Source organism: Streptomyces sp. Z423-1 (genome assembly GCF_013009255.1).
Lineage (GTDB): Bacteria > Actinomycetota > Actinomycetes > Streptomycetales > Streptomycetaceae > Streptomyces > Streptomyces gossypiisoli.
Genome location: NZ_CP053109.1, coordinates 8,051,418 through 8,071,897 on the forward strand (window position 1 = coordinate 8,051,418; position 20,480 = coordinate 8,071,897).

Genomic DNA, 20,480 nt, shown 5'->3' on the forward strand with positions numbered 1-20,480 from the left:
CCGGACCGTCCTCCACGAGGGCGAGGTGCCCGACCGCTGCCGCACGTATCTGCACGCCTTCCCCGACGCCGAGCGTGTGCCGGGTCGGCGAGGACTACTACCTGGTGTGCTCAAGCTTCGAGTACTTCCCCGGCGTTCCGCTCTTCCACAGCCGTGACCTCGTGCACCGGCGGCAGATCGGCAACGTGCTGGACCGCCCGGGGCAGTTGAGCCTCTCGGACGAGACACCGGCGTCCGGCGGCATCTACGCACCGACCATCCGCCACCACGACGGCCGCTTCCACGTCATCACCACCGACGTCGGCGGCCCGGGCACCTTCATCGTCACCAGTGACGGCCCGAGGGGCCGTGGTCCGATCCGGTGCGGGTCGAGGTGCCCGGCATCGACCCCGACCTCGCCTGGGACGACGACGGGTCCTGCTGGTGTGCGGTCGCCGGGGTCTCGGTGGCGCGGATCGACCCCGCACCGGGAAGGTGCTCGAAGGCCCGCTGCCGGTGTGGTCCGGCTCGGGACTGAAGGACCCGGAGGCCCCGCACCTGTACCGCATCGGTGACTGGTGGTACCTGCTGCTCGCCGAGGGCGGCACGGCACGTGAGCACTCCGTCTCCGTCGCCCGGGCCCGCTCCCCGCGAGGACCGTACGAACCGGCGCCGCACAACCCCGTCCTGTCCCATCGCGGCATGGGCCTGTCCATCCAGAGCACCGGCCACGCCGACCTCGTCCAGGCGCCCGACGGCACCTGGTGGATGGTGCTGCTGGGCACCCGGCCGAAGGGCTGGTTCCCCCAGTTCCATGTCCTCGGCCGGGAGACGTTCCTGACCCCGGTGGAGTGGGTGGACGGCTGGCCACGGGTCGGCCCGGTGCCGGAGCGCCACGAGGCTCCGGCCGCCTGGCACCCGCTCACCGCCGAGCCGAGCCGGGCCGGGACGACTTCGACGCCGTGCGGCTCGCCCCGTACTGGATCTCACCGCGCCGCCGCCCGGACGGCTCCTGCTCGCTGACCGAACGCACGATCGGCTTCTCGGCCGACGGGATCGTGCTGGCCGAGTTGGACGGACGGTATCTGTCCACCGAGGTGGCCGGTGGCTTCACCGGGCGGGTGATCGGGATGTATGTCACCGAGGGCCGTGCCGCGTTCGACTGGTTCGACTATGTGCCCGATCCGGGTGCGGGCGACCACGGGGAGTGACGGCATCCGGACACGCGTCGGGGCCGGTGCGCGGTGGGAATCGCGTCCGGCCCCAGGTGTGTCCGGGCGGTGCGCGGTGGCAACGCCCTCGTGGTGCTCCTTGTGGTGCTCAGGCGGCGGTCATCACCTGGGTGCCGGCCGGCAGCCGGTGCGGGGCGATGATCTGGCCGTCCGGCAGGAGCTCACCGGTGTCCTCGAAGAGGACGACACCGTTGCACAGCAGGCTCCAGCCCTGCTCCGGGTGGTGCGCCACGAGACGGGCGGATTCCCGGTCGGCGGAGTCGGCGGTCGGGCACGGTGGTTGGTGCTGGCACATGGAAGGGATCTTTCGCTCTGTTGTGTCGTTTGTGTCGTTCATGGCCGCCCCCGTTTGCGATAAGTCGGTCGAACCCAGTGTTGCCCTACGGGCGAGTTTCCGCAGGGATTTCGCTGCACCGCTTCTTCACAGGTTGATGACGCCTCACCCGCGCGGATGGTTCATCCCAACTGCACTGTCCCATCGGGTGGTTCGGAGTGGCCGGATGGGGCTAGTCCGGGCGGGGCGGACAGCTTTTCGGCTCGTACGAGCGAATGAGCACTCGTACGAGCGAGTGTCTTTGCTCGGGTGAGTTGCGGAGGGCTCCGACGAGCGAATTGCGCGGCTGGAAAAACGCCGGAAACGCCGGAAACAGCGGCGCACCCCGCCACCGGGAGTCCGGCGGCGGGGTGCGGGAGACGGGGTTCGCTGCGTGACCTCCGGTCGGCTGTCAGGCCGGTGAGCCGAGCAGTGGGGTGGGCGGGGCCGGTGGCACCCTGGGGGTCAGCACCGGGAGCAGTTCGGCGACCCGGTGCGGGCGGTGGGCCGCGATGCCGGGCGGAGCCGGGGCCAGCGGGACGAGCAGATCGGTCGCCGCGGGGTGGCCGGCGGCGCCGTCGGAGGTGCAGTCGCCGTGCAGCCAGAGCGTGAGCATGTACAGGCCCGGCACGGACAGCAGGCGGGGTTGGTACGACTGGGTGAGCGTCTCGGCCTGGCGCAGCGCACGCTCGGTGGAGACGATGTACGGCCCTTCGAAGAAGTGCGAGAACGCCCAGCCGTCCGGCGTCAGCATCGTCTCCGCCGCGGCCACCGCGTGGTCGCCGGAGCGGATCAGGAAACGCCAGCCTGCCAGTCGGGTGACCGGCTCGCCCTTGGCCGTGATCCGCTCCAGTACATGGACCGGCAGCGGCAGCTCGGGCGTGACGGGGCCCTGGGCGCTGCGCAGGGCGGGGGTTCGGGCCTCGCGGACCGCGGTGGGGGAACCGAGGGCCGTGAGGACGGAGCGAAGTGCGGGCGCGGGAGCCGGAGGGACATGCAGCGGCATGGTGGGTCGCCTCTCATTCGACAGGCAGGGCGGCGCGAGGGGGCGGGGGCGGACGGCGCTGTCAGCTCACGGGGACAGAGAGGCGGGGGCCGGGTCTGCGAAGCGATGGTGTGGGTGTGAGGCCTGCCGGGCGTGATCGCGACGACAGTTTCCTCCGACCATGGGCGCCAGCCTTCTGCCCTGTCGACCGAGTTTATACGACATTTGTTCAGCCGGTGTTTCGTCTAACCGCTTCCGGGCACTCGCACAAGAGTCCATTCGGTCGGTGATACGTGGAAATAATCCCGATTCCGCAGGGGGTGCACGGCGATGACCTCGGAGAATGCCCGCACCACGGTCGGCTAATTCTCGTCGGCGTTTTTCACGAGGTCCGCGGCGGCGAAAAGTGCACGCCGCCTCATGCCCGGTGAATGTGCCGCCGATCTTCTTTGGCCCAAGTGACCAGAGTAGCGACTGCGGCCGTTCACCGGGGGCGTTATGGATCGCTCGGGCTGGGCATCATCCACCCTGACCCGGACACCGGCGGCCGGATCCTCGGCCCGCCCACCGAGGAGGGACGCTTCGATGGGGGAGAAGGTCGTGGCGGGCGCGTTCGACCTGTCCGATCGCCAGCGCTACCGCACGAAGCTCCGGCAGTGCCTGCGGGGGCTGGAGCGGCTGCTGGCGGAGAAGCGGTTCGATCGGCCGAAGAACCTCATGGGGCTGGAGATCGAACTCAATCTCGCCGGTGCCGACGGCCTGCCCAGAATGCTCAATGGGGAGGTCCTGGAAAGGATCGCGAGCCGAGATTTCCAAACAGAACTCGCCATGTTCAACCTGGAAGTCAACATAGCCCCACATCGGCTCGGTGGGCGGGTATTCGACCGGCTCGCGGAAGAGCTCCGTACGTCCCTGGCATATGCCCACCGGAAAGCGGGCGAGGTGGACGCCGGAATCGTGATGATCGGTATTCTGCCGACCCTCGAACGGGACGATCTGGTCTCCTCGAACCTGTCCGAGGTGGACCGCTACGTCCTGCTCAACGACCAGATCGTGGCCGCCCGGGGCGAGGACTTCACGCTGGACATCGACGGTGTGGAGCATCTGATCTGCACGTCGAAGTCGATCGCGCCGGAGGCCGCCTGCACGTCCGTGCAGCTGCACCTTCAGGTCACGCCGGGGCGGTTCGCCGACGTGTGGAACGCCGCGCAGGCGGCGGCCGCCCCGCAGATAGCGATGGGCGCGAACTCGCCGTTCCTGTTCGGCCGGGAGCTGTGGCGCGAGTCCCGGCCGCCCTTGTTCCAGCAGTCCACCGACACCCGCCCGCCCGAGCTCCAGGCACAGGGGGTCCGGCCGCGCACCTGGTTCGGGGAGCGGTGGATCAGCTCGGCGTACGACCTCTTCGAGGAGAACCTGCGCTACTACCCCGCGCTGCTGCCGATCTGCGACGACGAGGACCCGCTGGCCGTGCTCGACGCGGGCGGCGTGCCGAAGCTCGCCGAGCTGGTACTGCACAACGGCACGGTGTACCGCTGGAACCGGCCTGTGTACGGCATCGCCGACGGCGTCCCCCACCTGCGCGTCGAGAACCGTGTCCTGCCCGCCGGGCCGACCATCACCGACGTCATCGCCAACGCCGCCTTCTACTACGGCGTCATCCGCGCGCTCGCCGAGGACTCCCGGCCGGTGTGGACCCGGCTGCCCTTCGAGGCGGCCGCGGCCAACTTCGACGCCGCGTGCCGGTACGGCATCGAGGCGCGCTTCACCTGGCCGCGGCGGGGGCGGTACGGCGGTACGACCGAGGTCGACGCGGTGAGTCTCGTCCGCGACGAGCTGCTGCCGCTCGCCGAGGCCGGGCTGGACGCGTGGGGTGTCGAACCGGCCGACCGGGACCTCTACCTCGGCGTGATCGACGAGCGTTGCCGGCGCCGGGTGAACGGGGCGTCCTGGCAGGTCGCGACCTTCCACCGGGCCCTGGAGAGCGGCCTGTCCAGGGAAGCCGCGCTGGCCGCGACGACGCGGCGCTATGCGGAGCTGATGCATCAGGGGGAGCCAGTGCATACGTGGCCTGTGGGGCTGCCGGAGGCTGCGCCGTTGGGGTGAGTGCCGTCCGGCGCCGGGCGGAGACGAGCGGCCGGGCCATCTCGTTCGGGCACCGCCGGTCTGCGCCGTCGTGGCTGGTCGCCGCCGCGGTGGAGAAGAGACGTGCGCGGACAACTCATGGGGCCGTCGGCCCTGCAGCCTGATTGCGTCCGGCCCCTGCTGGCTGGTTGCGTCCGGCCCCTGGTGCCTGGTCGCGGGCGTCGACAGTCCATGATGGGGGGCGTTACGCGACCACTCGACTGGAGGCAGGCGTGCAGGGTGAGGCGGGGACCGTGGATGGGGCCGCGTCGGGCGAGGTGCCGTCGCGGCGGGTGCTGCGGGACGAGACCCTGCTCGTGCTCGGTGTCTCGCTGGGCGCCAGCGCCGTGTCCGCCTTCATCAGTTTCGTCGGGTCCGTCACCAAACCCGGTGGGCTGAAGGACCAGGCCGCCACCCTCAACGCCTCCGCCGCTCCCGGCCGCCCCTGGCTCGATCTGGCCTGGCAGCTGTTCGGCATCGCCACCGCGCTCATCCCCGTCGCCCTCGTCGCGCACTTCCTGCTGCGCGAGGGGCGGAGCCTGAAGTCCCTCGGCTTCGACCGCACCCGTCCCTGGCCCGACCTCGGGCGCGGAGCCGTCGTCGCCGCCGTGATCGGTAGCACCGGCGTCGCCTTCTACCTCGCCGCACGCGGCCTCGGTTTCAACCTCACGGTCGTCCCCGAGGCCCTGCCCGACGTGTGGTGGAAGTTCCCGGTGCTGATCCTTTCGGCCCTGCAGAACTCGATCCTCGAAGAGGTCATCGTCGTCGGCTACCTGCTGCGCCGGCTCGGCCAGTTGGGCTGGACGCCCGGCGCCGCGCTGCTGGCCAGCTCCGTGCTGCGCGGGTCGTACCACCTCTACCAGGGCATCGGCGGCTTCATCGGCAACATGGTGATGGGCGTCGTCTTCGTCTACCTCTACCGGCGCTGGGGCCGCGTCGGCCCCCTGGTGGTCGCGCACACGCTGCTCGACATCGGGGCGTTCGTGGGATACGCGCTGCTCGCCGGGAAGGTGGACTGGCTGCCCACGGCCTGAGGCACCGCTACGCGAGCAGCTCGCCCTCGATCACCGTCACCGCCCGGCCGCTCAGCAGTGTGCGGTCGCCGCGCAGTTCCGTGCGGACGCGGCCGGAGCGGGGCGATGCCTGCAGGCCGGTCAGTTCGGCGCGGCCCAGGCGCTCGGACCAGAACGGGGCCAGCGCGGTGTGGGCACTGCCGGTGACCGGGTCCTCGTCGATGCCGACGTTCGGGAAGAAGCACCGGGAGACGTAGTCGTAGCCGAGGGCCGGGTCCTCGGCGCGGGCGGTGGCGATGACGCCGCGCGTCGAGTGGGCGCCGATGGCCTGGTGGTCGGGGCGCAGGGCGCGGACGGTCTTCTCGTCGGCGAGCTCCACCAGCAGGTCACCGACGTTCGGGCCGGTGTCGAAGGCCGCCCGCGGCTGTGCGCCGAGGGCCTCGGCGAGCCCCTCGGGCAGGTCGACCGGCGTGAGCGGGGCGGTGGGGAAGTCCAGGGTGATCGAGCCGTCGTCGCGGGGCGTCGCGACGAGGACGCCGCTGCGGGTGGCGAACCGTACCGGGCCCTCGTGGGCGCCCGTGGTGTGCAGGACGTGGGCCGTGGCGAGCGTGGCGTGACCGCACATCGCGACCTCGGTCGCCGGAGTGAACCAGCGCAGCGCCCAGTCGGCCTCGCCGCCCTCGGGCAGCGGGTGGGCGTAGGCCGTCTCGGCGTGGTTGACCTCCAGGGCCACCTTCTGCAGCCAGTCGTCCTCGGGGAAGGCGTCGAGGAGAAGGACCCCGGCCGGGTTGCCGGCGAAGGGGCGGTCGGTGAAGGCATCGACGATTCGAATCCGCATGGCCATGACGGTAGGAGCGGCCAAAGCCGCAGACCAAGGCCAATTCGCGATCTCTGGACCGTTTTCTGGATGCGGCGTCTGCCGGGGAGGGTTGCCAGCCGACTGCCTTCCGATATATCGTTGAAGCATCGCGACAGATCAACGCTAGATCTGCGCTAGATCAACGAACGGATGGAGTGATGGAAATGCGCAGCCACGGATACGAGCATGGACACGGTCACGGCGGTCCCCGGCACGGTCGGGGCGACTTCGACGGACGGCGCGCGGCCTTCGGCCCCTTCGGTCCGGGCGGGCACGGCTTCGGTCACCACGGCGGCCCGGGCGGTTTCGGCGGCTTCGGTCCCGGCCCCTGGGGCGGACGAGGGCGCGGCGGGCCCAGGGGGAGGGCGCGGCGCGGTGACGTGCGCGCGTCGATCCTGGCCCTGCTGAAGGACCGGCCGATGCACGGCTACGAGATGATCCAGGAGATCGCCGAGCGCAGCGGCGGGGCGTGGAAGCCCAGCCCCGGCTCGGTGTACCCCACCCTCCAGCTGCTGGAGGACGAGGGGCTGATCGCCAGCGAGACCGAGGGCGGCAAGAAGCTGTTCTCGCTCACCGAGGCGGGCCGCGCGGCCGCCGAGGAAGGCCCGGACGCCCCCTGGGAAGAGGCCTCGCGCGGCGTCGACTGGGAGGCCCTCGGCGAGATCCGCCAGGCCGGTTTCGGTCTGATGGAGGCCTTCAGCCAGGTCTGGAAGACCGGCGACAAGGAGCAGCGCGAGAAGGCGCTTACCGTCATCAACGAGGCCCGCAAGAAGCTGTATCTGATCCTCGCCGACGAGGACTGACAGCAGCCGTACGGCGCCACAGGCGCCCCGTGGAGCGATCCGCGGGGCGCTTTGCCATGCCGTCCGTTCAGGCCACCAGCCCCGCCAGCTTGCGCAGCGACTCGTACAGCGCGGCCGTCGCCGAGTCCTTGAGCTTGCCCGCCATCAGCGAGACCGCTGCGCCGGTGAACTCCCCGTCGATGCGCACCGTCGTGGCGTCGCCGTCGGGGGTCAGCGTGTAGCGCGTGGCCACCGTCACGGACATCGGCCCCTTGCCGCGGATGGCCAGGAGCCGGGCCGGTGTCAGTTCCTCCACGGTCCACTCGACCTCGGCCGGGAAGCCCATGAGCTTCATGTTCTCCTGGAATGTCGCGCCGCCCTCCAGTACGGCGGGTCCGCCCTTGGGGAAGCTGGTGTGGGTCGCGTTCCACTCCCCGTATGCGGACCAGTCCGTGAGCTGTGCCCACACCTTCTCGGCCGGCGCCCCGATGCGTGCCTCCGCGCTGACTTCGGCCATGCGACCACCTCTTCGTGTCGGGCTTCGGTGTCGCGGAACGTAGCCGCAGGGCCTGCAACATTCAATACTGATGAACCGTCAGGAATCGGGGGCGCGCTCAGCGGTACTAGCGATACGGAGCGGTGCGAGCGGTGTGAGGCGGTCGACGGGGCATGATGGCCGCGTTGGGGGCGCATGGCAAGGCGGCGCGCGCCCCCATGGCCGATACGGCCTGATCTCATCCGTAAGGAGGAGATTCCCGCCGGGGATGTCCGCTGGGTGTGGGACGCGAAAATGGTTCTGGCCGGGGATGACCGGATCCAAGGGGGCTGATGGGGTAGGGGTTGTGCAATCCCCGATCCCCCGGCAGCAGGCCGACGAACACTCCGGTGTGGACAACGATGCCAGGCTCAGCGCCGAGCTGGCAGCGGTGGTCGCGGCTGCTCGCAGGCGGGCCGTGCGGGACGGGGACCGGCAGATCGACACCGCCCATCTGCTCCACTCGCTTCTGGAGTACGACCCCCAGGTGCGCGCCGCCTTCGACGGCGAGCCCCAGATCGCCCGGCTGCTCGGCTATCTCGTGCAGCGCAGCATCGGCTACGGCCTGCGCTGGCAGAGCGCCGTCGAGGACTCCGGCGCGATCCCGGTCGTCACCGAGGCCGCGGGCTACTCGCCGCTGGCCGCCACGGCGATGTCGTACGCCGGTGAGCGCGCCGCGCGTCGCGGCGACGGCCCGGCCCGCGGGGTCGATCTGCTCGTGGGGATCGTCGTGGACCCCCGGTCGCGGGCCGTGGAGGTGCTGGAGCGCGCCGGGGTGGACGTGCCCGAGCTGTTCATGCGGATCGAGCACGGCTCACAGGAATACATCGGAGGCCCCGAAGCCGGTTGCTGACCCGTGCCGGACGTCCAGCCGGTGAGACAGGAGTCATCAGGGGTGACGGTCATGTCGTCGCCTGTCATCATGTCCGGGTGCATACGTCAGTCAGCAGTCGGGGCGGCCGCGGCAAGGGCGCCGGGCTCGCCCTCGCGCTCGGGTCGGCCCTCGCCTTCGGCGGATCGGGAGTCGCGGCCAAGCCGCTGATCGAGGCGGGCCTCGACCCGCTGCACGTGGTGTGGCTGCGGGTGGCCGGCGCGGCCCTGGTGATGCTGCCGCTCGCCGTGCGCCACCGCGCGCTGCTGCGCCGCCGCCCCGCGCTGCTCGCCGGGTTCGGACTGCTGGCCGTCGCCGGTGTGCAGGCCTGCTACTTCGCCGCGATCTCCCGCATCCCGGTCGGGGTCGCGCTGCTCGTCGAGTACCTCGCGCCCGCCCTGGTGCTCGGCTGGGTGCGGTTCGTTCAGCGGCGGCCGGTGACGCGTGCGGCGGCGCTCGGTGTGGTCCTCGCGGTCGGCGGCCTCGCCTGCGTGGTCGAGGTGTGGGCCGGACTCGGCTTCGACGCCCTCGGGTTGCTGCTCGCCCTCGGCGCCGCCTGCTGCCAGGTCGGCTACTTCGTGCTGTCCGACCAGGGCGGCGACTCCGGCGCCGACGCCCCGGACCCGCTCGGCGTGATCGCGTACGGCCTCCTGATCGGCGCCGCCGTGCTGACCGTCGTGGCCCGCCCCTGGAGCATGGACTGGTCGGTGCTCGCGGACTCCGCGCACATGGACGGCACAGCCGTCCCGGCCGTCGCACTGCTGGCCTGGATCGTGCTGGTCGCGACCGTCGTCGCGTACGTCACCGGCGTGCTCTCCGTGCGCCGGCTCTCCCCGCAGGTCGCGGGCGTGGTGGCGTGCCTGGAGGCGGTCATCGCGACCGTCCTGGCCTGGGTGCTGCTCGGGGAGCACCTCTCGGCGCCGCAGATCGTGGGCGGCCTGGTCGTTCTCGCCGGGGCGTTCATCGCGCAGTCGTCGACGCCCGCGAAGGGGTCTGCGGAGCCGGTGGCGGCCGGTGGCGGGCCCGAACGCGAGTTGTCGGCCCGGGGTACGGCTACATAAGGTGCTGACCATGCATTCGGACGCACGCGTTCTTCCGCCTCCGGCCGCCTGAGGCGGGCCCTCCGGACATCCTTGCTCGGCGTGATCTCGCCGGGCCGAACGGTGCTGCCCGCGGAAGTCGTCCGCGGACCCCGCTGAGCGGTGGTCCTTCCCGAACTTCTGCGCTCCTGCGCAACTGCGGAGAACACGCGTGTCCACTGTTGCTTCCGGCCTGCCCGTCGGGCGAGGCCTCCTGTATCTGATCGTCGCCGGTGCCGCCTGGGGCACCGCGGGCGCGGCCGCCTCGCTGGTCTACCGCGCCAGCGACATGGGCTCCGTCGCCCTGTCCTTCTGGCGCTGCGCGGCCGGCCTGCTCCTGCTGCTCGCGGCCCGTCACCTGCGCCCACGTCCCGGCGCGGTCCCCACCTTGCGCCCGCGGGCCACCTCGGCCGCCTCCGAAGCCCTGTGCTCGCGAGCTGCCTCGGCTGGCTGCGAAGCCTCGGGTCCGCGAGCTGCCTCGGCTGGCTGCGAAGCCTCGGGTCCGCGAGCTACCTCGGTCGCCTCCGAAACCTCGCGCTCCCGAGCCACCTCGGCCGCCCCCGAACCGCTCGCTCGCAAGGCTCTCCGGGTCGGTGTCACCGGACTCGGGCTCGCGGTGTTCCAGACGGCCTACTTCGCCGCCGTGGCCGCCACCGGCCTCGCCGTCGCGACCGTCGTCACCCTCGGCGCCGGTCCCGTCCTCATCGCGCTCGGCGCGCGGCTGACCATGGGCGAGCGGCTCGGTCGCCCCGGCGTCCTGGCCGTCGCCGGGGCGCTCACCGGACTGGGGGTGCTCGTACTCGGCGGCGAGGACACCGCCGTACGTCCGTGGGGCGTCGTGCTCGCGCTGCTGTCCGCCGCCGGGTACTGCGCGATGACCCTGCTCACCCGCTACTGGGGCCGCGGCGGCGGTGCGGACGCCTCCGACACCACCGTCTGGGCGTTCGCCGTCACGACCTTGTGCCTGCTGCCGTTCGCGCTGGCGGAGGGGCTGGTGCCGCACACCGCCGAACCCGCCCTGCTGCTGTGGCTCGTGGTGTACATCGCGGCGATCCCCACGGCCCTCGCCTACGCCCTCTACTTCGCGGGCGCGGCCGTCGTCCGGTCGGCCACCGTGTCCGTGATCATGCTGCTGGAGCCGGTCAGCGCGGCGGTCCTGGCCGTCACCCTGCTCGGCGAACAGCTCACCACCGCCACCCTGATCGGCACCCTGCTGATGCTGGGCTCGGTCGCGGGGCTCGCGGTGTCCGAGGCACGCGCTGCGCGGGCCGAGCCCGCCATCGGCTGACCGCCCGCCGCAGGGCGCACTGGGGTCGGCCCCTCCCCGGGGCGGGCCGACCCCGTGGGGTCACGGCGCCGCGAGGTAGTCGGGCACCTCGGTCCCGGGCGCCAGATCGGCGTCCGGGACCGGCGTCTCGTAGCCCTTGCGCAGCGGGACCACGCCCGCCCAGTGGGGAAGGGCGAGGTCCTCGGGCTCGTCGTTGACGCCGCCGGTGCGCAGCTTGGCGGAGACCTCGTCGAGGTCGAGGCGGATGACGGCGGTGGCGGCGAGTTCCTTCTTGTTGGCGGGCCGGGAGTCGCGCGACCTGCCCGGCACGACACGGTCGACCAGCGCGTCCAGCGCCAGCCGCTTCTCCTCGGGATCCGTGACGTCGTGGGCGATGCCGTGCACCACGACGGAGCGGTAGTTGATCGAGTGGTGGAAGGCCGAGCGGGCCAGGATCAGGGCGTCGACGTGCGTCACCGTCAGGCACACCGGGAGACCCGGGTCGGCCTGGCCGGTCATGCGCAGCGGACGCGAGCCGGTCGAGCCGTGCACGTAGAGGCGCTCGCCGACCCGGCCGTACAGCGTCGGCAGGACCACCGGCGCGCCGTCGCGGACGAAGCCGAGGTGGCAGACGTAGCCCTCGTCGAGTATCGCGTGCACCAGCTCCTTGTCGTACGAGGCGCGGTCCGCGGAGCGGGTGGGGACGGTGCGGTCGGTCGGGGTGTAGGCGGCGGGTGGCGACGTCGTATCCCGGGCGCCCGGCGTCGTGTCCTGGGTCTCTCGCATCGTCTCCTGGGTCTCCTGCATTTGGCATCCTCATTGCACTAGTGCATACTTGGCTTTGTGCTAGGAGAGTATCCGATCAAAGGCCGGGGCGCAGCGGAGATTTCCGCGAGTGTGGAGCGCGCGGTGGCGGCGGGCGAGCTGGAACCCGGGCAACTGCTGCCGCCCCTGCGGGAGTTGGCCGCCCGGCTCGGGGTGAACCCGAACACCGTGGCCGCCGCCTACCGGATCCTGCGGGAGCGCGGGGTCATCGAGACCGACGGGCGGCGCGGCAGCCGGGTGCGGCACAAACCGGCCACCACCGGGCGCGAGGAGCTCGGGGTGGACGTACCGGAGGGCGTGCGGGACATGGCCGCCGGGAACCCGGACCCGGCGTTGCTGCCGTCGCTGGCGGCGGTCTTCGCGGACGCGGCGGACCGGGCGCCGGTGCTGTACGGGGACGAGCCGGTGGAGCCCGAGCTGGCCCGCCTCGCCCGGGCCGACTTGGACGCCGGGGGAGTGCCCGCGGGCCCGATCGCGGTGACCTCCGGATCGCTGGACGCCATCGAGCGGGTCCTCGCGGCCCACCTGAAGCCCGGGGACGCCGTCGCCGTGGAGGATCCCGGGTGGGGCGGCATGCTCGACCTGGTCCCCGCGCTCGGCCTGCGCACCCTCCCCGTCGCCCTCGACGACGACGGACCGCTCCCCGAGCAGGTGGAGCGCGCCCTCAAGGCGGGCGCCCGGGCCCTCGTCGTCACGGACCGCGCGCAGAACCCCACCGGCGCCGCGCTGACCGCCGCACGCGCGCGTGCCCTGCGTTCCGTGCTCCGACAGCATCCTGCGACCCTGCTGATCGAGGACGACCACGGCCACGGCATCGTCGACCTGCCTCTGCACCCCCTGGCCGGCGTCACCCAGCACTGGGCCTTCGTCCGCTCGGCGGCCAAGGCCTACGGCCCCGACCTGCGGCTCGCCGTGCTCACCGGTGACGAGGTCACGCTGGACCGGGTGCGTGGACGGCAGCGGCTCGGGCCCGGCTGGGTCAGCCGGATCACCCAGCGGGCGGTGGCGCGGCTGTGGGCCGACGGCGTGGTGGACCCGACGGCGGTGGCGGCGGCGTACGGGCGGCGCCGGGACGCGCTGATCGACGCGCTCGCGCGGCGCGGGGTGACGGCGTACGGGCGCAGTGGCCTGAACGTCTGGATCCCGGTGCCGGACGAGACGACGGCCGTCGCCCGGCTGCTGCACGCCGGGTGGGCCGTCGCCCCCGGCGCCCGCTTCCGGATGAGCGCCCCGCCCGGCATCCGGGTCACCGTCTCGACTCTCACCGACGCCGAGACGGAACCACTGGCTGACGCGATCGCGGCCGCCGTCCGCCCGGCGCCGGTGCGCAGCTACGTGTAGCGGCCTCTGGGACGAACCAGGGGCGGGCTCTGGAACGATGGCGGCATGGACGAGGACGTCATCCCGATCCTGCGCGTGACCGACGCCGCCGCAGCGGTCCGCTGGTACGAGCGGCTGGGCTTCGCCCAGCAGTGGGAGCACCGCTTCGAGCCGGGACTCCCGGCGTTCGTGGAGGTGGCCCGGGGGCCGGTGAGCCTGTTCCTGTCGGAGCACACCGGCGACGCCCGGCCCGACACGCTGGTCTATCTGCGGCTCGCCGACGTCGACGAGGTCGCCGCCGAGTTCGGCGTGCCGGTGCATGAGGCCCCGTGGGCCCGCGAGGTCGAACTGCGCGACCCCGACGGCAACCGGCTGCGGATCGGCACGCCCAAAGACTGAGGGAGCCCAAAGACTGAGGGAGCACGGCAGACTGAGGGAGCACGGCAGACTGAGCGAGCCCGGGAGACTGAGCGAGCCCGGCGAAGGACTGACCGCCGTATCAGCTCCGCGACCGCACCTGCGTCAGCGCCGCCCCCGCGAGGACGATCACCGCGCCGACCGGCATCGACCACGTCAGCGACTCGCCGAGGATGGCGACGCCCGCGGCCGTGGCGATGACCGGGATGAAGTAGGTGACCATCTGGGCGGTGGTCGGGCCGACCTCGGCGACCAGGCCGTACTGGATCAGCACCGCGAGGCCCGTGCCCAGGGCGCCCAGGGCCGCGACGGCGAGCAGCGGCACCACCGGGAAGCGGGTCGGCATGCTGGTGAACAGCGGCGTGACGACTGCCAGTTGAAGCGTGGCCAGCAGCAGCTGGGCCCCGGTCAGGGAAAGGTGCGAGTCGCCGGACCCGGCCAGCGCCCGGCGGACGTAGATCCAGCCGATCGGGTAGCTGAGCGAGGCCAGCAGCGCCAGGGCCGTGCCCGTGGGGTCGACGCCGGTGAAGCCCTGCCAGGCGCCGAGCACCGTCAGCACACCGAGGAAGCCCAGGCCCAGGCCCGCGACCCGGACCCGGGTGGGCCGGTCCTCGGAGAGGGCGACCAGGGACAGGGCCATGCCCCACAGCGGTGAGGTGGCGTTGCAGATGCCGGCGAGCGTGGACGGAATCGTCAGCTCGGCGTAGGCGAACAGGGAGAACGGCAGCGCGTTGAGCAGCAACGCGGCGACCGTCAGATGGGCCCAGGTGCGCGCCCCGCGCGGGAGCCGCTCGCGCTTCATGGCCAGCGCCGCCGCGAGCACCGCCGTACCGAACACCAGACGGCCGAGCGTCACCTGGAAGGGGGCGTAGCCGTCGGTGCCCACCTTGATGAGCAGGAAGCTGAATCCCCAGACCAGCGACAGGGCGGCGAAGCGGATTCGCCAGTCGATCGTGCGGCGGACGGTGGCTCGGACCGGGCTGCGGGTGGATGGGGACGTTGTGGTGGTCACGCCAACAACCATGCTGGAAGCCAATCTCGTAGCACAAGCGAGATTTCGCACGCTGTACCTCGTAGCATTGCTTATATGTTGAGCCTGGACCGTCTCCGCACTCTCGACGCTCTCGCCCGGCACGGCTCGGTGAGCGGCGCCGCCGAGGGGCTGCACATCACGACCTCGGCCGTCTCCCAGCAGCTGGCCAAGCTGGAGCGCGAGGTCGGCCAGCAACTGCTCGCCAAGCACGGGCGGGGCGTCCGGCTCACCGACGCCGGCCGGCTGCTCGCCGAGCACGCGGCGCGCATCCTGTCGCAGGTCGCCCTCGCCCAGTCCGACCTGGAGGCACAGCGCGGCCAGGTCGCCGGTGAGCTGCGTCTGTCGGCGTTCCCGACCGCCGCGCGCGGCCTGTTCCCCACCGCGCTCGCCACACTGCGCGCCGCCCATCCCGGGCTGCGGCTGCGCACCTGCGAACTGGAGCCGGAGCGCGGCATCCAGGGCGTGGTGCGCGGTGACCTCGACCTCGCGGTGGTGCTGGACTGGTACAACAAGCCGATGGCACTGCCGGACGGCCTGGTCAAGGCGTCGATCCTGGACGACCCCGCCGATGTGGCGATGCCCGCCGGGCATCCGCTCGCCGGCCGGGACGAGGTGGACCTGGGGGAGTTCGCCGAGGACGAGTGGATCACCTGGGGCCAGGGCGAGTTCTGCCACGAGTGGCTGATGTTCACCCTGCGCTCACGCGGCGTCGAGCCGATCCTCGGCCACCGCGCCGCCGAGACACACACCCAGCTCGCGCTGGTCGCCGCGGGGCTGGGCGTGTGCATCGCCCCGCTGCTGGGCCGCCGTCCGATGCCCGCCGGGGTCGTCACCGTGCCGCTGAAGCAGCGGGTGCGGCGGCATGTGTACGTCGTCTGGCGGGCGGACGCCGACCGCCGCCCGTCGATCCGGGCGGCGGTCGCGGCGCTGCGCGCGGCGGGGGAGAGCGTCGGCTGACCGCCCGCTACAGCGACCCCAGCTTGCGGAAGTCCCAGGACACCGTCTTCGACGGCGTGAGCCGCACCCAGGCGTGCCGCCCGTCGTGCGGCATCTCCTCCAGCCCGAAGTTCTTCCGGGCGAACAACGTCTCCGGCACGTCGAGCTCGGCGCACAGCTCCCCGGTGCGCGGCATCTCGCCCACGAACTCGACGGTCCCGGACAGCTCGACGCCGCGCAGCTCGTCGTACTCCTCCCCGGTGTCGACCACGATCGCCACCCGCGGGTCGCGGCGCAGATCGGCCCACCGCTTGCTGCGGACCACGGAGTACAGCCACATCGACGTGCCGTCCCAGGCGAACCAGAGCGTGCTCACGTGCGGCGCCCCGTCGGCCGACACCGTGGCGACCCGGCAGGTGCGCTGGCTGGTCAGGAACTCGTCCAGCTCACCGGGCGTCATCATGATCTTCCGGCCCCGGCGCTGAGTGGCTGTCATGTGTTTCCCCTCGGTTCCCCTCGAAAGAACGGCAACTGACGGTATGTCAGAAAGGATGGGCCGTCTTCCGTCCCCGTGCAATGGTGGTTAATCTCACCCGCTCCCACACCGCCGGCCAGGAGGGGGCACCATGCCGTCGTCCGAACAGCTCAGCGAACTGCTCGACCCCGCGACCACGGTGCTCCTCACCGTCGAGTGCCAGCAGGGCGTCGTCGGCCCGGACAGCGCCCTGCCGGAACTGGCGAAGGAGTTCCGCTCCTGCGGCGCCCTCGGCAAGGTGGCCCGGCTGGTGGCCGCCGCCCACGAGAGCGGCATCCAGGTGATCCACGCCATCGCCGAACGCCGCCCCGACGGCCGCGGCGCGAGCCGCAACGCCCGCCTGTTCCGCGCCGCCGAACGGCTGCCCGTCCAGCAGCTGGCCGGCACCACTGCGGTGCGCGTCGCGGCCCCCATCGAGGTCGCCGACGAGGACTTCGTCGTACGACGGCTGCACGGCCTGTCGCCGATCCACGGCACCGACGTCGACGCGCTGCTGCGCAACCTCGGCTGCCGCACCCTGATCGTCACCGGCGTCTCCGCCAACGTGGCCGTGCCCAACGCGGTGTTCGACGCGGTGAATCTCGGCTACACGGCCGTGGTGCCGGCCGACGCGGTCGCGGGGGTGCCCGCCGACTACACCCCCGCGATGATCCGCAACACCCTCGCATTGGTCGCCACGGTCGCGACCACGGACGAGGTGCTCGGCTGCTTCAAACGGCCGCGCAGGCGCTGACCGTCAGACGAGACGGATCTCGTCCCCCTCCACGGTGATGTTCTCGGCGGCCAGTGGCTGGGTCGCCGGACCCTTCTGCACGCTGCCGTCGGTGGCGGAGAAGTGGCTGTCGTGGCAGGGGCAAATGATGACCCCGTCCCTGACGTCCTTCACCGCGCAGCCCTGGTGGGTGCACTTGGAGGAGAACGCCTTGTAGTCGCCCGCCGCCGGCTGGGTGACCACCACGTCGCCGAAGACCATCCCGCCGCCCTCGGGGACGTCGGTGATCTTGCCGAGGACGGTGCCGACCCCGGCGCCTGCACCGGCCCCGGCACCGGATTCGGAACCGGGCTCGGAACCGGATCCGGACGAGTCGTCGCCCGACCCGCACGCGGTCAGCGCGACGGCGAGGCCGGCGGCCCCGGCCGCCGCCATGACAGTACGACGGGCCGGACCCGACTCGGTGTGAAGCGATTCGCTGGACATGCTGAAGTTTCCTTCCGCGGACGGTTCCTGATCTCCTAGCTGATCTGTTCAGCAGTACGGCCGCAAGGCGGCCCGGGTTCAGCCGCCACGGCGAACTTTCACCCGAACACCCCAGTAGCCTGGGGCGATGCTCAAGGAAGTCATCGCGACCCGCTATATCACACCGCTCCGTGAGGGCGGCTCGCTGCCGGGACTCGTCGAGGCCGACGACTTCGGGACGTACGTGATGAAGTTCACCGGCGCCGGGCAGGGCCGCAAGACACTCGTCGCGGAGGTCGTCTGCGGCGAACTCGCCCGCCGGCTCGGCTTCCGCGTGCCCCGCCTGGTGACCGTCCGGCTGGACCCGGTCCTCGGGCTCGGCGAACCCGACCAGCAGGTCCAGGAGCTGCTCAGGACTAGCGGCGGCACCAACCTCGGCATGGACTTCCTCTCCGGCGCGCTCGGTTTCGACCCCCTCGCCTTCGCGGTGAGCCCCGAGGAGGCCGGGCGGATCGTCTGGTTCGACGCGCTGGTGAACAACGTCGACCGCTCCTGGCGCAACCCCAACCTGCTGATATGGCACGGCGAGCTGTGGCTCATCGACCACGGCGCCACCATGATCTGGCACCACAACTGGCCCGGCGCCGCGGCCTTCGCCGCCCGCCCGTACGACGCGTCCGAGCACGCCCTGTGCTCCTTCGCGCCGGACGTCGCCGCGGCCGCCGCCGCGCTCGCGCCCCTGGTCACCGAGGAACTGCTGGCCGAGGTCACCGCCGAGATCCCCGACGCCTGGCTGACCGGCGAGCCCGGCTTCGACACGCCGGACGACCTGCGCCGGGCCTACGCACGCGAGTTGCTCGCGCGTGCCGCCGTCATCCACGAACGCATCGAGGGGGCCAAGTGAGCGAGCTGAGCGAGCGCCACATCACCAGGGCGGGCCAGGGCGGCGGCCGGGACGTCTTCGAGTACGCCCTGCTGCGCGTCGTGCCGCGCATCGAGCGCGGCGAGTGCATCAACGCGGGGGTGCTCGTGTACTGCCGCGCCAAGGCGTACGTCGGCGCCCGCACCCACCTCGACGAGGCCCGGTTGCTGGCCCTGGACCCGGACGCGGACGTGGTCGGCGTGCGTGCCGCGCTGCGCGCGGTCGAGGGCGTGTGCGGGGGCGGGGAGGCGGCCGGGCAGGCGGCGGGGGACGACGCCGGGCGGCGTTTCCGCTGGCTGATCGCGCCCCGTTCCACGGTCGTCCAGCCCGGTCCGGTGCACACCGGGCTCACCACCGATCCGGCGGCCGAGACCGAACGGCTGCTCGACCTGCTCGTGAGGTGATGGATCACATGCACCCGATGGGCCGTTGACACCGGGTGCCAGGGCTTCTAGCGTCACGTCTGCTGAAGGTACTAAGCGGTCGCTCATCGAGGAGCGTGCCGCTGAGCCGCATCCCAAGGGCGAGGAGAAGCAGCAATGTCCACCACTGAGCAGCGGGTCGCAGTCGTCACCGGCGCCGCGCGCGGCATCGGCGCCGCCACCGCCGTACGCCTGGCGGCCGAGGGCCGCGCGGTCGCCGTGCTCGACCTCGACGAGGCCGCCTGCAAGGACACCGTGGAGAAGATCACCGCGGCCGGCGGCAGGGCCATCGCGGTCGGCTGCGACGTCTCCGACGAGGCGCAGGTCGAGGCAGCCGTCGCCCGCGTCGCCGAGGAGCTCGGCGCGCCGACGATCCTCGTCAACAACGCGGGCGTGCTCCGCGACAACCTGCTGTTCAAGATGAGCGTCGCCGACTGGGACACCGTCATGAACGTGCACCTGCGCGGCGCCTTCCTGATGTCGAAGGCCTGCCAGAAGTACATGGTCGACGCGAGCTTCGGCCGGATCGTCAACCTCTCCTCGTCCTCCGCGCTCGGCAACCGCGGCCAGGCCAACTACTCGGCCGCCAAGGCCGGTCTGCAGGGCCTCACCAAGACCCTCGCCAAGGAGCTCGGCAAGTTCGGCGTCACCGCCAACGCCGTCGCCCCCGGCTTCATCGCCACCGACATGACCGCCGCGACCGCCGAGCGGGTCGGCATGGGCTTCGAGGACTTCAAGGCCGCCGCGGCCTCCATGATCCCCGTCCAGCGCGTCGGCGAGCCCGACGACATCGCCAACGCCATCGCCTTCTTCACGGGCGACGCGGCCGGCTTCGTCTCCGGCCAGGTGCTGTACGTCGCCGGCGGACCGCTCGACTAGGGGGCACGGACATGACTGAACTTCCCGAACTCTCCGGCAAGGTCGCGCTCGTCACGGGCGCCAGCCGCGGCATCGGCTACGGCGTCGCCGAGGCCCTGGTGGCACGCGGTGACCGCGTCTGCATCACCGGCCGGGGCGAGGACGCCCTGAAGGAGGCCGTCGAGCAGCTCGGCGCCGACCGGGTGATCGGTGTCGCCGGCAAGGCCCACGACGTCGACCACCAGGCCGTCGCCGTCGAGCGCACGATGGAGGCCTTCGGCCGGGTCGACTACCTGGTCAACAACGCCGGTACCAACCCGGTGTTCGGGCCGATCGCCGACCTCGACCTCGATGTCGCGCGCAAGGTCTTCGAGACCAACGTCGTCTCGGCGCTCGGGTTCGCCCAGAAGACCTGGCACGCCTGGCAGAAGGACAACGGCGGCGCCATCGTCAACATCGCGTCCGTGGCCGGCGTCTCCGCCTCGCCCTTCATCGGCGCGTACGGCATCAGCAAGGCCGCGATGATCAACCTGACCCTGCAGCTGGCGCACGAGTTCGCGCCCAAGGTGCGCGTCAACGCGATCGCCCCGGCGGTGGTGAAGACCAAGTTCGCGCAGGCCCTCTACGAGGGCCGGGAGGCGGAGGCCGCCGCGGCCTACCCGCTGGGCCGGCTCGGCGTGCCCTCCGACATCGGCGGCGCCGCCGCGTTCCTCACCTCGGCGCAGGCCGACTGGATCACCGGGCAGACGCTCGTCGTGGACGGCGGCATCTTCCTCAACGCCGGGGTCGGCTGACCGGACCGGGCCTTTTCGGACAGGGGCGCCGTTTCCGTCGACGGGTGGTCGCGTGACGCGATTGCGTTGACGGAAACGGCGCCCTGTCGACATGCCGTCGCCGTACCGGCCGATGACAACGTCGTCATGCGGAACGTGATCAACAACCTCGTGCAAGTGCGTTTCAGGCCGTCCACGCCTGCGATAGGGTCTGCCGACCCTTGGT

22 protein-coding genes and 1 pseudogene are annotated in these 20,480 nt (G+C 71.9%); 15 read left to right on the forward strand and 8 right to left on the reverse strand.

Annotated features, from left to right (window positions below; all coding sequences use genetic code 11):
• Nucleotides 1–47: 47 nt before the first annotated feature.
• Nucleotides 48–1,190: pseudogene (locus HJD23_RS36510) on the forward strand (family 43 glycosylhydrolase).
• Nucleotides 1,191–1,299: 109 nt separating this feature from the next.
• Here HJD23_RS36510 and HJD23_RS36515 read toward each other — a convergent pair.
• Complete coding sequence (locus tag HJD23_RS36515; protein WP_171107245.1) at nt 1,300–1,506, reverse strand: DUF5999 family protein; 207 nt, start codon at nt 1,504–1,506, stop codon at nt 1,300–1,302.
• A 430-nt stretch (nt 1,507–1,936) separates the two neighbouring features.
• Entirely contained in the window at nt 1,937–2,530 is a 594-nt protein-coding gene (locus tag HJD23_RS36520; protein ID WP_171107247.1) for a hypothetical protein, read from the reverse strand.
• Nucleotides 2,531–3,094: 564 nt separating this feature from the next.
• On the opposite strand from HJD23_RS36520, the gene HJD23_RS36525 reads away from it, so the two are divergent.
• Nucleotides 3,095–4,612 (forward strand): glutamate--cysteine ligase, encoded by a 1,518-nt coding sequence (locus HJD23_RS36525; protein WP_171107249.1) that lies wholly within the window; start codon nt 3,095–3,097, stop codon nt 4,610–4,612.
• Between the two features lie 251 nt (nt 4,613–4,863).
• Nucleotides 4,864–5,664, forward strand: a complete 801-nt coding sequence (locus HJD23_RS36530; RefSeq protein ID WP_171107251.1) for a type II CAAX endopeptidase family protein — start codon at nt 4,864–4,866, stop codon at nt 5,662–5,664.
• Nucleotides 5,665–5,671: 7 nt separating this feature from the next.
• Here the strand turns inward: HJD23_RS36530 and HJD23_RS36535 are convergent, their stop codons facing one another.
• Nucleotides 5,672–6,481, reverse strand: coding sequence for a PhzF family phenazine biosynthesis protein (locus HJD23_RS36535; RefSeq protein WP_171107253.1), 810 nt, complete (start codon nt 6,479–6,481; stop codon nt 5,672–5,674).
• 185 nt (nt 6,482–6,666) lie between these two features.
• Here HJD23_RS36535 and HJD23_RS36540 point away from each other — a divergent pair, with 185 nt between their 5' ends.
• Nucleotides 6,667–7,305, forward strand: coding sequence for a PadR family transcriptional regulator (locus HJD23_RS36540; protein ID WP_171107254.1), 639 nt, complete (start codon nt 6,667–6,669; stop codon nt 7,303–7,305).
• A gap of 67 nt (nt 7,306–7,372) precedes the next feature.
• Here the strand turns inward: HJD23_RS36540 and HJD23_RS36545 are convergent, their stop codons facing one another.
• A complete protein-coding gene (locus tag HJD23_RS36545; protein ID WP_171107256.1) occupies nt 7,373–7,801 on the reverse strand; it encodes an SRPBCC family protein in 429 nt (142 codons plus the stop codon).
• 325 nt (nt 7,802–8,126) lie between these two features.
• Between HJD23_RS36545 and HJD23_RS36550 the strand changes: the two genes are divergently transcribed.
• The 3 genes from HJD23_RS36550 (at nt 8,127) to HJD23_RS36560 (ending at nt 11,057) form a co-directional block, all read left to right on the forward strand.
• A complete protein-coding gene (locus tag HJD23_RS36550; RefSeq protein ID WP_171107258.1) occupies nt 8,127–8,672 on the forward strand; it encodes a Clp protease N-terminal domain-containing protein in 546 nt (181 codons plus the stop codon).
• A 77-nt stretch (nt 8,673–8,749) separates the two neighbouring features.
• Nucleotides 8,750–9,751, forward strand: coding sequence for an EamA family transporter (locus tag HJD23_RS36555; RefSeq protein WP_171107260.1), 1,002 nt, complete (start codon nt 8,750–8,752; stop codon nt 9,749–9,751).
• Nucleotides 9,752–9,941: 190 nt separating this feature from the next.
• Complete coding sequence (locus HJD23_RS36560) at nt 9,942–11,057, forward strand: EamA family transporter (protein ID WP_240980888.1); 1,116 nt, start codon at nt 9,942–9,944, stop codon at nt 11,055–11,057.
• A gap of 60 nt (nt 11,058–11,117) precedes the next feature.
• Here the strand turns inward: HJD23_RS36560 and HJD23_RS36565 are convergent, their stop codons facing one another.
• Complete coding sequence (locus HJD23_RS36565; protein WP_171111316.1) at nt 11,118–11,822, reverse strand: pyridoxamine 5'-phosphate oxidase family protein; 705 nt, start codon at nt 11,820–11,822, stop codon at nt 11,118–11,120.
• Between the two features lie 57 nt (nt 11,823–11,879).
• Here HJD23_RS36565 and HJD23_RS36570 point away from each other — a divergent pair, with 57 nt between their 5' ends.
• Both HJD23_RS36570 and HJD23_RS36575 read left to right on the forward strand, forming a co-directional pair.
• On the forward strand, nt 11,880–13,202 hold the full coding sequence (locus tag HJD23_RS36570) for an aminotransferase class I/II-fold pyridoxal phosphate-dependent enzyme (RefSeq protein WP_171107262.1): 1,323 nt from the start codon (nt 11,880–11,882) through the stop codon (nt 13,200–13,202).
• Nucleotides 13,203–13,247: 45 nt separating this feature from the next.
• Nucleotides 13,248–13,580, forward strand: a complete 333-nt coding sequence (locus HJD23_RS36575) for a glyoxalase superfamily protein (protein WP_171107264.1) — start codon at nt 13,248–13,250, stop codon at nt 13,578–13,580.
• A gap of 100 nt (nt 13,581–13,680) precedes the next feature.
• Here the strand turns inward: HJD23_RS36575 and HJD23_RS36580 are convergent, their stop codons facing one another.
• Nucleotides 13,681–14,622, reverse strand: coding sequence for a DMT family transporter (locus HJD23_RS36580; RefSeq protein WP_171107266.1), 942 nt, complete (start codon nt 14,620–14,622; stop codon nt 13,681–13,683).
• 63 nt (nt 14,623–14,685) lie between these two features.
• Between HJD23_RS36580 and HJD23_RS36585 the strand changes: the two genes are divergently transcribed.
• On the forward strand, nt 14,686–15,588 hold the full coding sequence (locus HJD23_RS36585) for a LysR family transcriptional regulator (RefSeq protein WP_171107268.1): 903 nt from the start codon (nt 14,686–14,688) through the stop codon (nt 15,586–15,588).
• A 7-nt stretch (nt 15,589–15,595) separates the two neighbouring features.
• Here the strand turns inward: HJD23_RS36585 and HJD23_RS36590 are convergent, their stop codons facing one another.
• A complete protein-coding gene (locus HJD23_RS36590) occupies nt 15,596–16,063 on the reverse strand; it encodes a pyridoxamine 5'-phosphate oxidase family protein (protein ID WP_171107269.1) in 468 nt (155 codons plus the stop codon).
• A 130-nt stretch (nt 16,064–16,193) separates the two neighbouring features.
• Here HJD23_RS36590 and HJD23_RS36595 point away from each other — a divergent pair, with 130 nt between their 5' ends.
• The gene (locus HJD23_RS36595; protein ID WP_171107272.1) at nt 16,194–16,835 is read left to right on the forward strand and encodes a cysteine hydrolase; all 642 of its coding nucleotides are present in this window, start codon (nt 16,194–16,196) and stop codon (nt 16,833–16,835) included.
• 3 nt (nt 16,836–16,838) lie between these two features.
• On the opposite strand, the gene HJD23_RS36600 is transcribed toward HJD23_RS36595, so the two are convergent.
• Entirely contained in the window at nt 16,839–17,300 is a 462-nt protein-coding gene (locus tag HJD23_RS36600; protein ID WP_171107274.1) for a Rieske (2Fe-2S) protein, read from the reverse strand.
• Nucleotides 17,301–17,427: 127 nt separating this feature from the next.
• On the opposite strand from HJD23_RS36600, the gene HJD23_RS36605 reads away from it, so the two are divergent.
• The 4 genes from HJD23_RS36605 (at nt 17,428) to HJD23_RS36620 (ending at nt 20,275) form a co-directional block, all read left to right on the forward strand.
• Nucleotides 17,428–18,183, forward strand: a complete 756-nt coding sequence (locus tag HJD23_RS36605; protein WP_171107276.1) for a HipA family kinase — start codon at nt 17,428–17,430, stop codon at nt 18,181–18,183.
• A 5-nt stretch (nt 18,184–18,188) separates the two neighbouring features.
• Entirely contained in the window at nt 18,189–18,605 is a 417-nt protein-coding gene (locus HJD23_RS36610) for a DUF3037 domain-containing protein (protein WP_171111318.1), read from the forward strand.
• 135 nt (nt 18,606–18,740) lie between these two features.
• Nucleotides 18,741–19,502 (forward strand): 3-oxoacyl-ACP reductase FabG, encoded by a 762-nt coding sequence (fabG, locus tag HJD23_RS36615; protein ID WP_171107278.1) that lies wholly within the window; start codon nt 18,741–18,743, stop codon nt 19,500–19,502.
• An 11-nt stretch (nt 19,503–19,513) separates the two neighbouring features.
• Complete coding sequence (locus HJD23_RS36620; RefSeq protein ID WP_171107280.1) at nt 19,514–20,275, forward strand: SDR family oxidoreductase; 762 nt, start codon at nt 19,514–19,516, stop codon at nt 20,273–20,275.
• Nucleotides 20,276–20,480 lie beyond the last annotated feature (205 nt).

Bases quoted from the DNA above. Each gene is read 5' to 3' on its own strand.
- HJD23_RS36575 (WP_171107264.1), top strand. From the start codon at position 13,248: ATGGACGAGGACGTCATCCCGATCCTGCGCGTGACCGACGCCGCCGCA.
- HJD23_RS36565 (WP_171111316.1), bottom strand. From the start codon at position 11,822: ATGCGAGAGACCCAGGACACGACGCCGGGCGCCCGGGATACGACGTCG.
- HJD23_RS36590 (WP_171107269.1), bottom strand. From the start codon at position 16,063: ATGACAGCCACTCAGCGCCGGGGCCGGAAGATCATGATGACGCCCGGT.
- HJD23_RS36515 (WP_171107245.1), bottom strand. From the start codon at position 1,506: ATGTGCCAGCACCAACCACCGTGCCCGACCGCCGACTCCGCCGACCGG.
- HJD23_RS36520 (WP_171107247.1), bottom strand. From the start codon at position 2,530: ATGCCGCTGCATGTCCCTCCGGCTCCCGCGCCCGCACTTCGCTCCGTC.
- HJD23_RS36545 (WP_171107256.1), bottom strand. From the start codon at position 7,801: ATGGCCGAAGTCAGCGCGGAGGCACGCATCGGGGCGCCGGCCGAGAAG.
- HJD23_RS36580 (WP_171107266.1), bottom strand. From the start codon at position 14,622: ATGGTTGTTGGCGTGACCACCACAACGTCCCCATCCACCCGCAGCCCG.
- HJD23_RS36540 (WP_171107254.1), top strand. From the start codon at position 6,667: ATGCGCAGCCACGGATACGAGCATGGACACGGTCACGGCGGTCCCCGG.
- HJD23_RS36605 (WP_171107276.1), top strand. From the start codon at position 17,428: ATGCTCAAGGAAGTCATCGCGACCCGCTATATCACACCGCTCCGTGAG.
- HJD23_RS36585 (WP_171107268.1), top strand. From the start codon at position 14,686: ATGTTGAGCCTGGACCGTCTCCGCACTCTCGACGCTCTCGCCCGGCAC.
- HJD23_RS36525 (WP_171107249.1), top strand. From the start codon at position 3,095: ATGGGGGAGAAGGTCGTGGCGGGCGCGTTCGACCTGTCCGATCGCCAG.
- HJD23_RS36620 (WP_171107280.1), top strand. From the start codon at position 19,514: ATGACTGAACTTCCCGAACTCTCCGGCAAGGTCGCGCTCGTCACGGGC.
- fabG (WP_171107278.1), top strand. From the start codon at position 18,741: ATGTCCACCACTGAGCAGCGGGTCGCAGTCGTCACCGGCGCCGCGCGC.
- HJD23_RS36600 (WP_171107274.1), bottom strand. From the start codon at position 17,300: ATGTCCAGCGAATCGCTTCACACCGAGTCGGGTCCGGCCCGTCGTACT.
- HJD23_RS36595 (WP_171107272.1), top strand. From the start codon at position 16,194: ATGCCGTCGTCCGAACAGCTCAGCGAACTGCTCGACCCCGCGACCACG.
- HJD23_RS36535 (WP_171107253.1), bottom strand. From the start codon at position 6,481: ATGCGGATTCGAATCGTCGATGCCTTCACCGACCGCCCCTTCGCCGGC.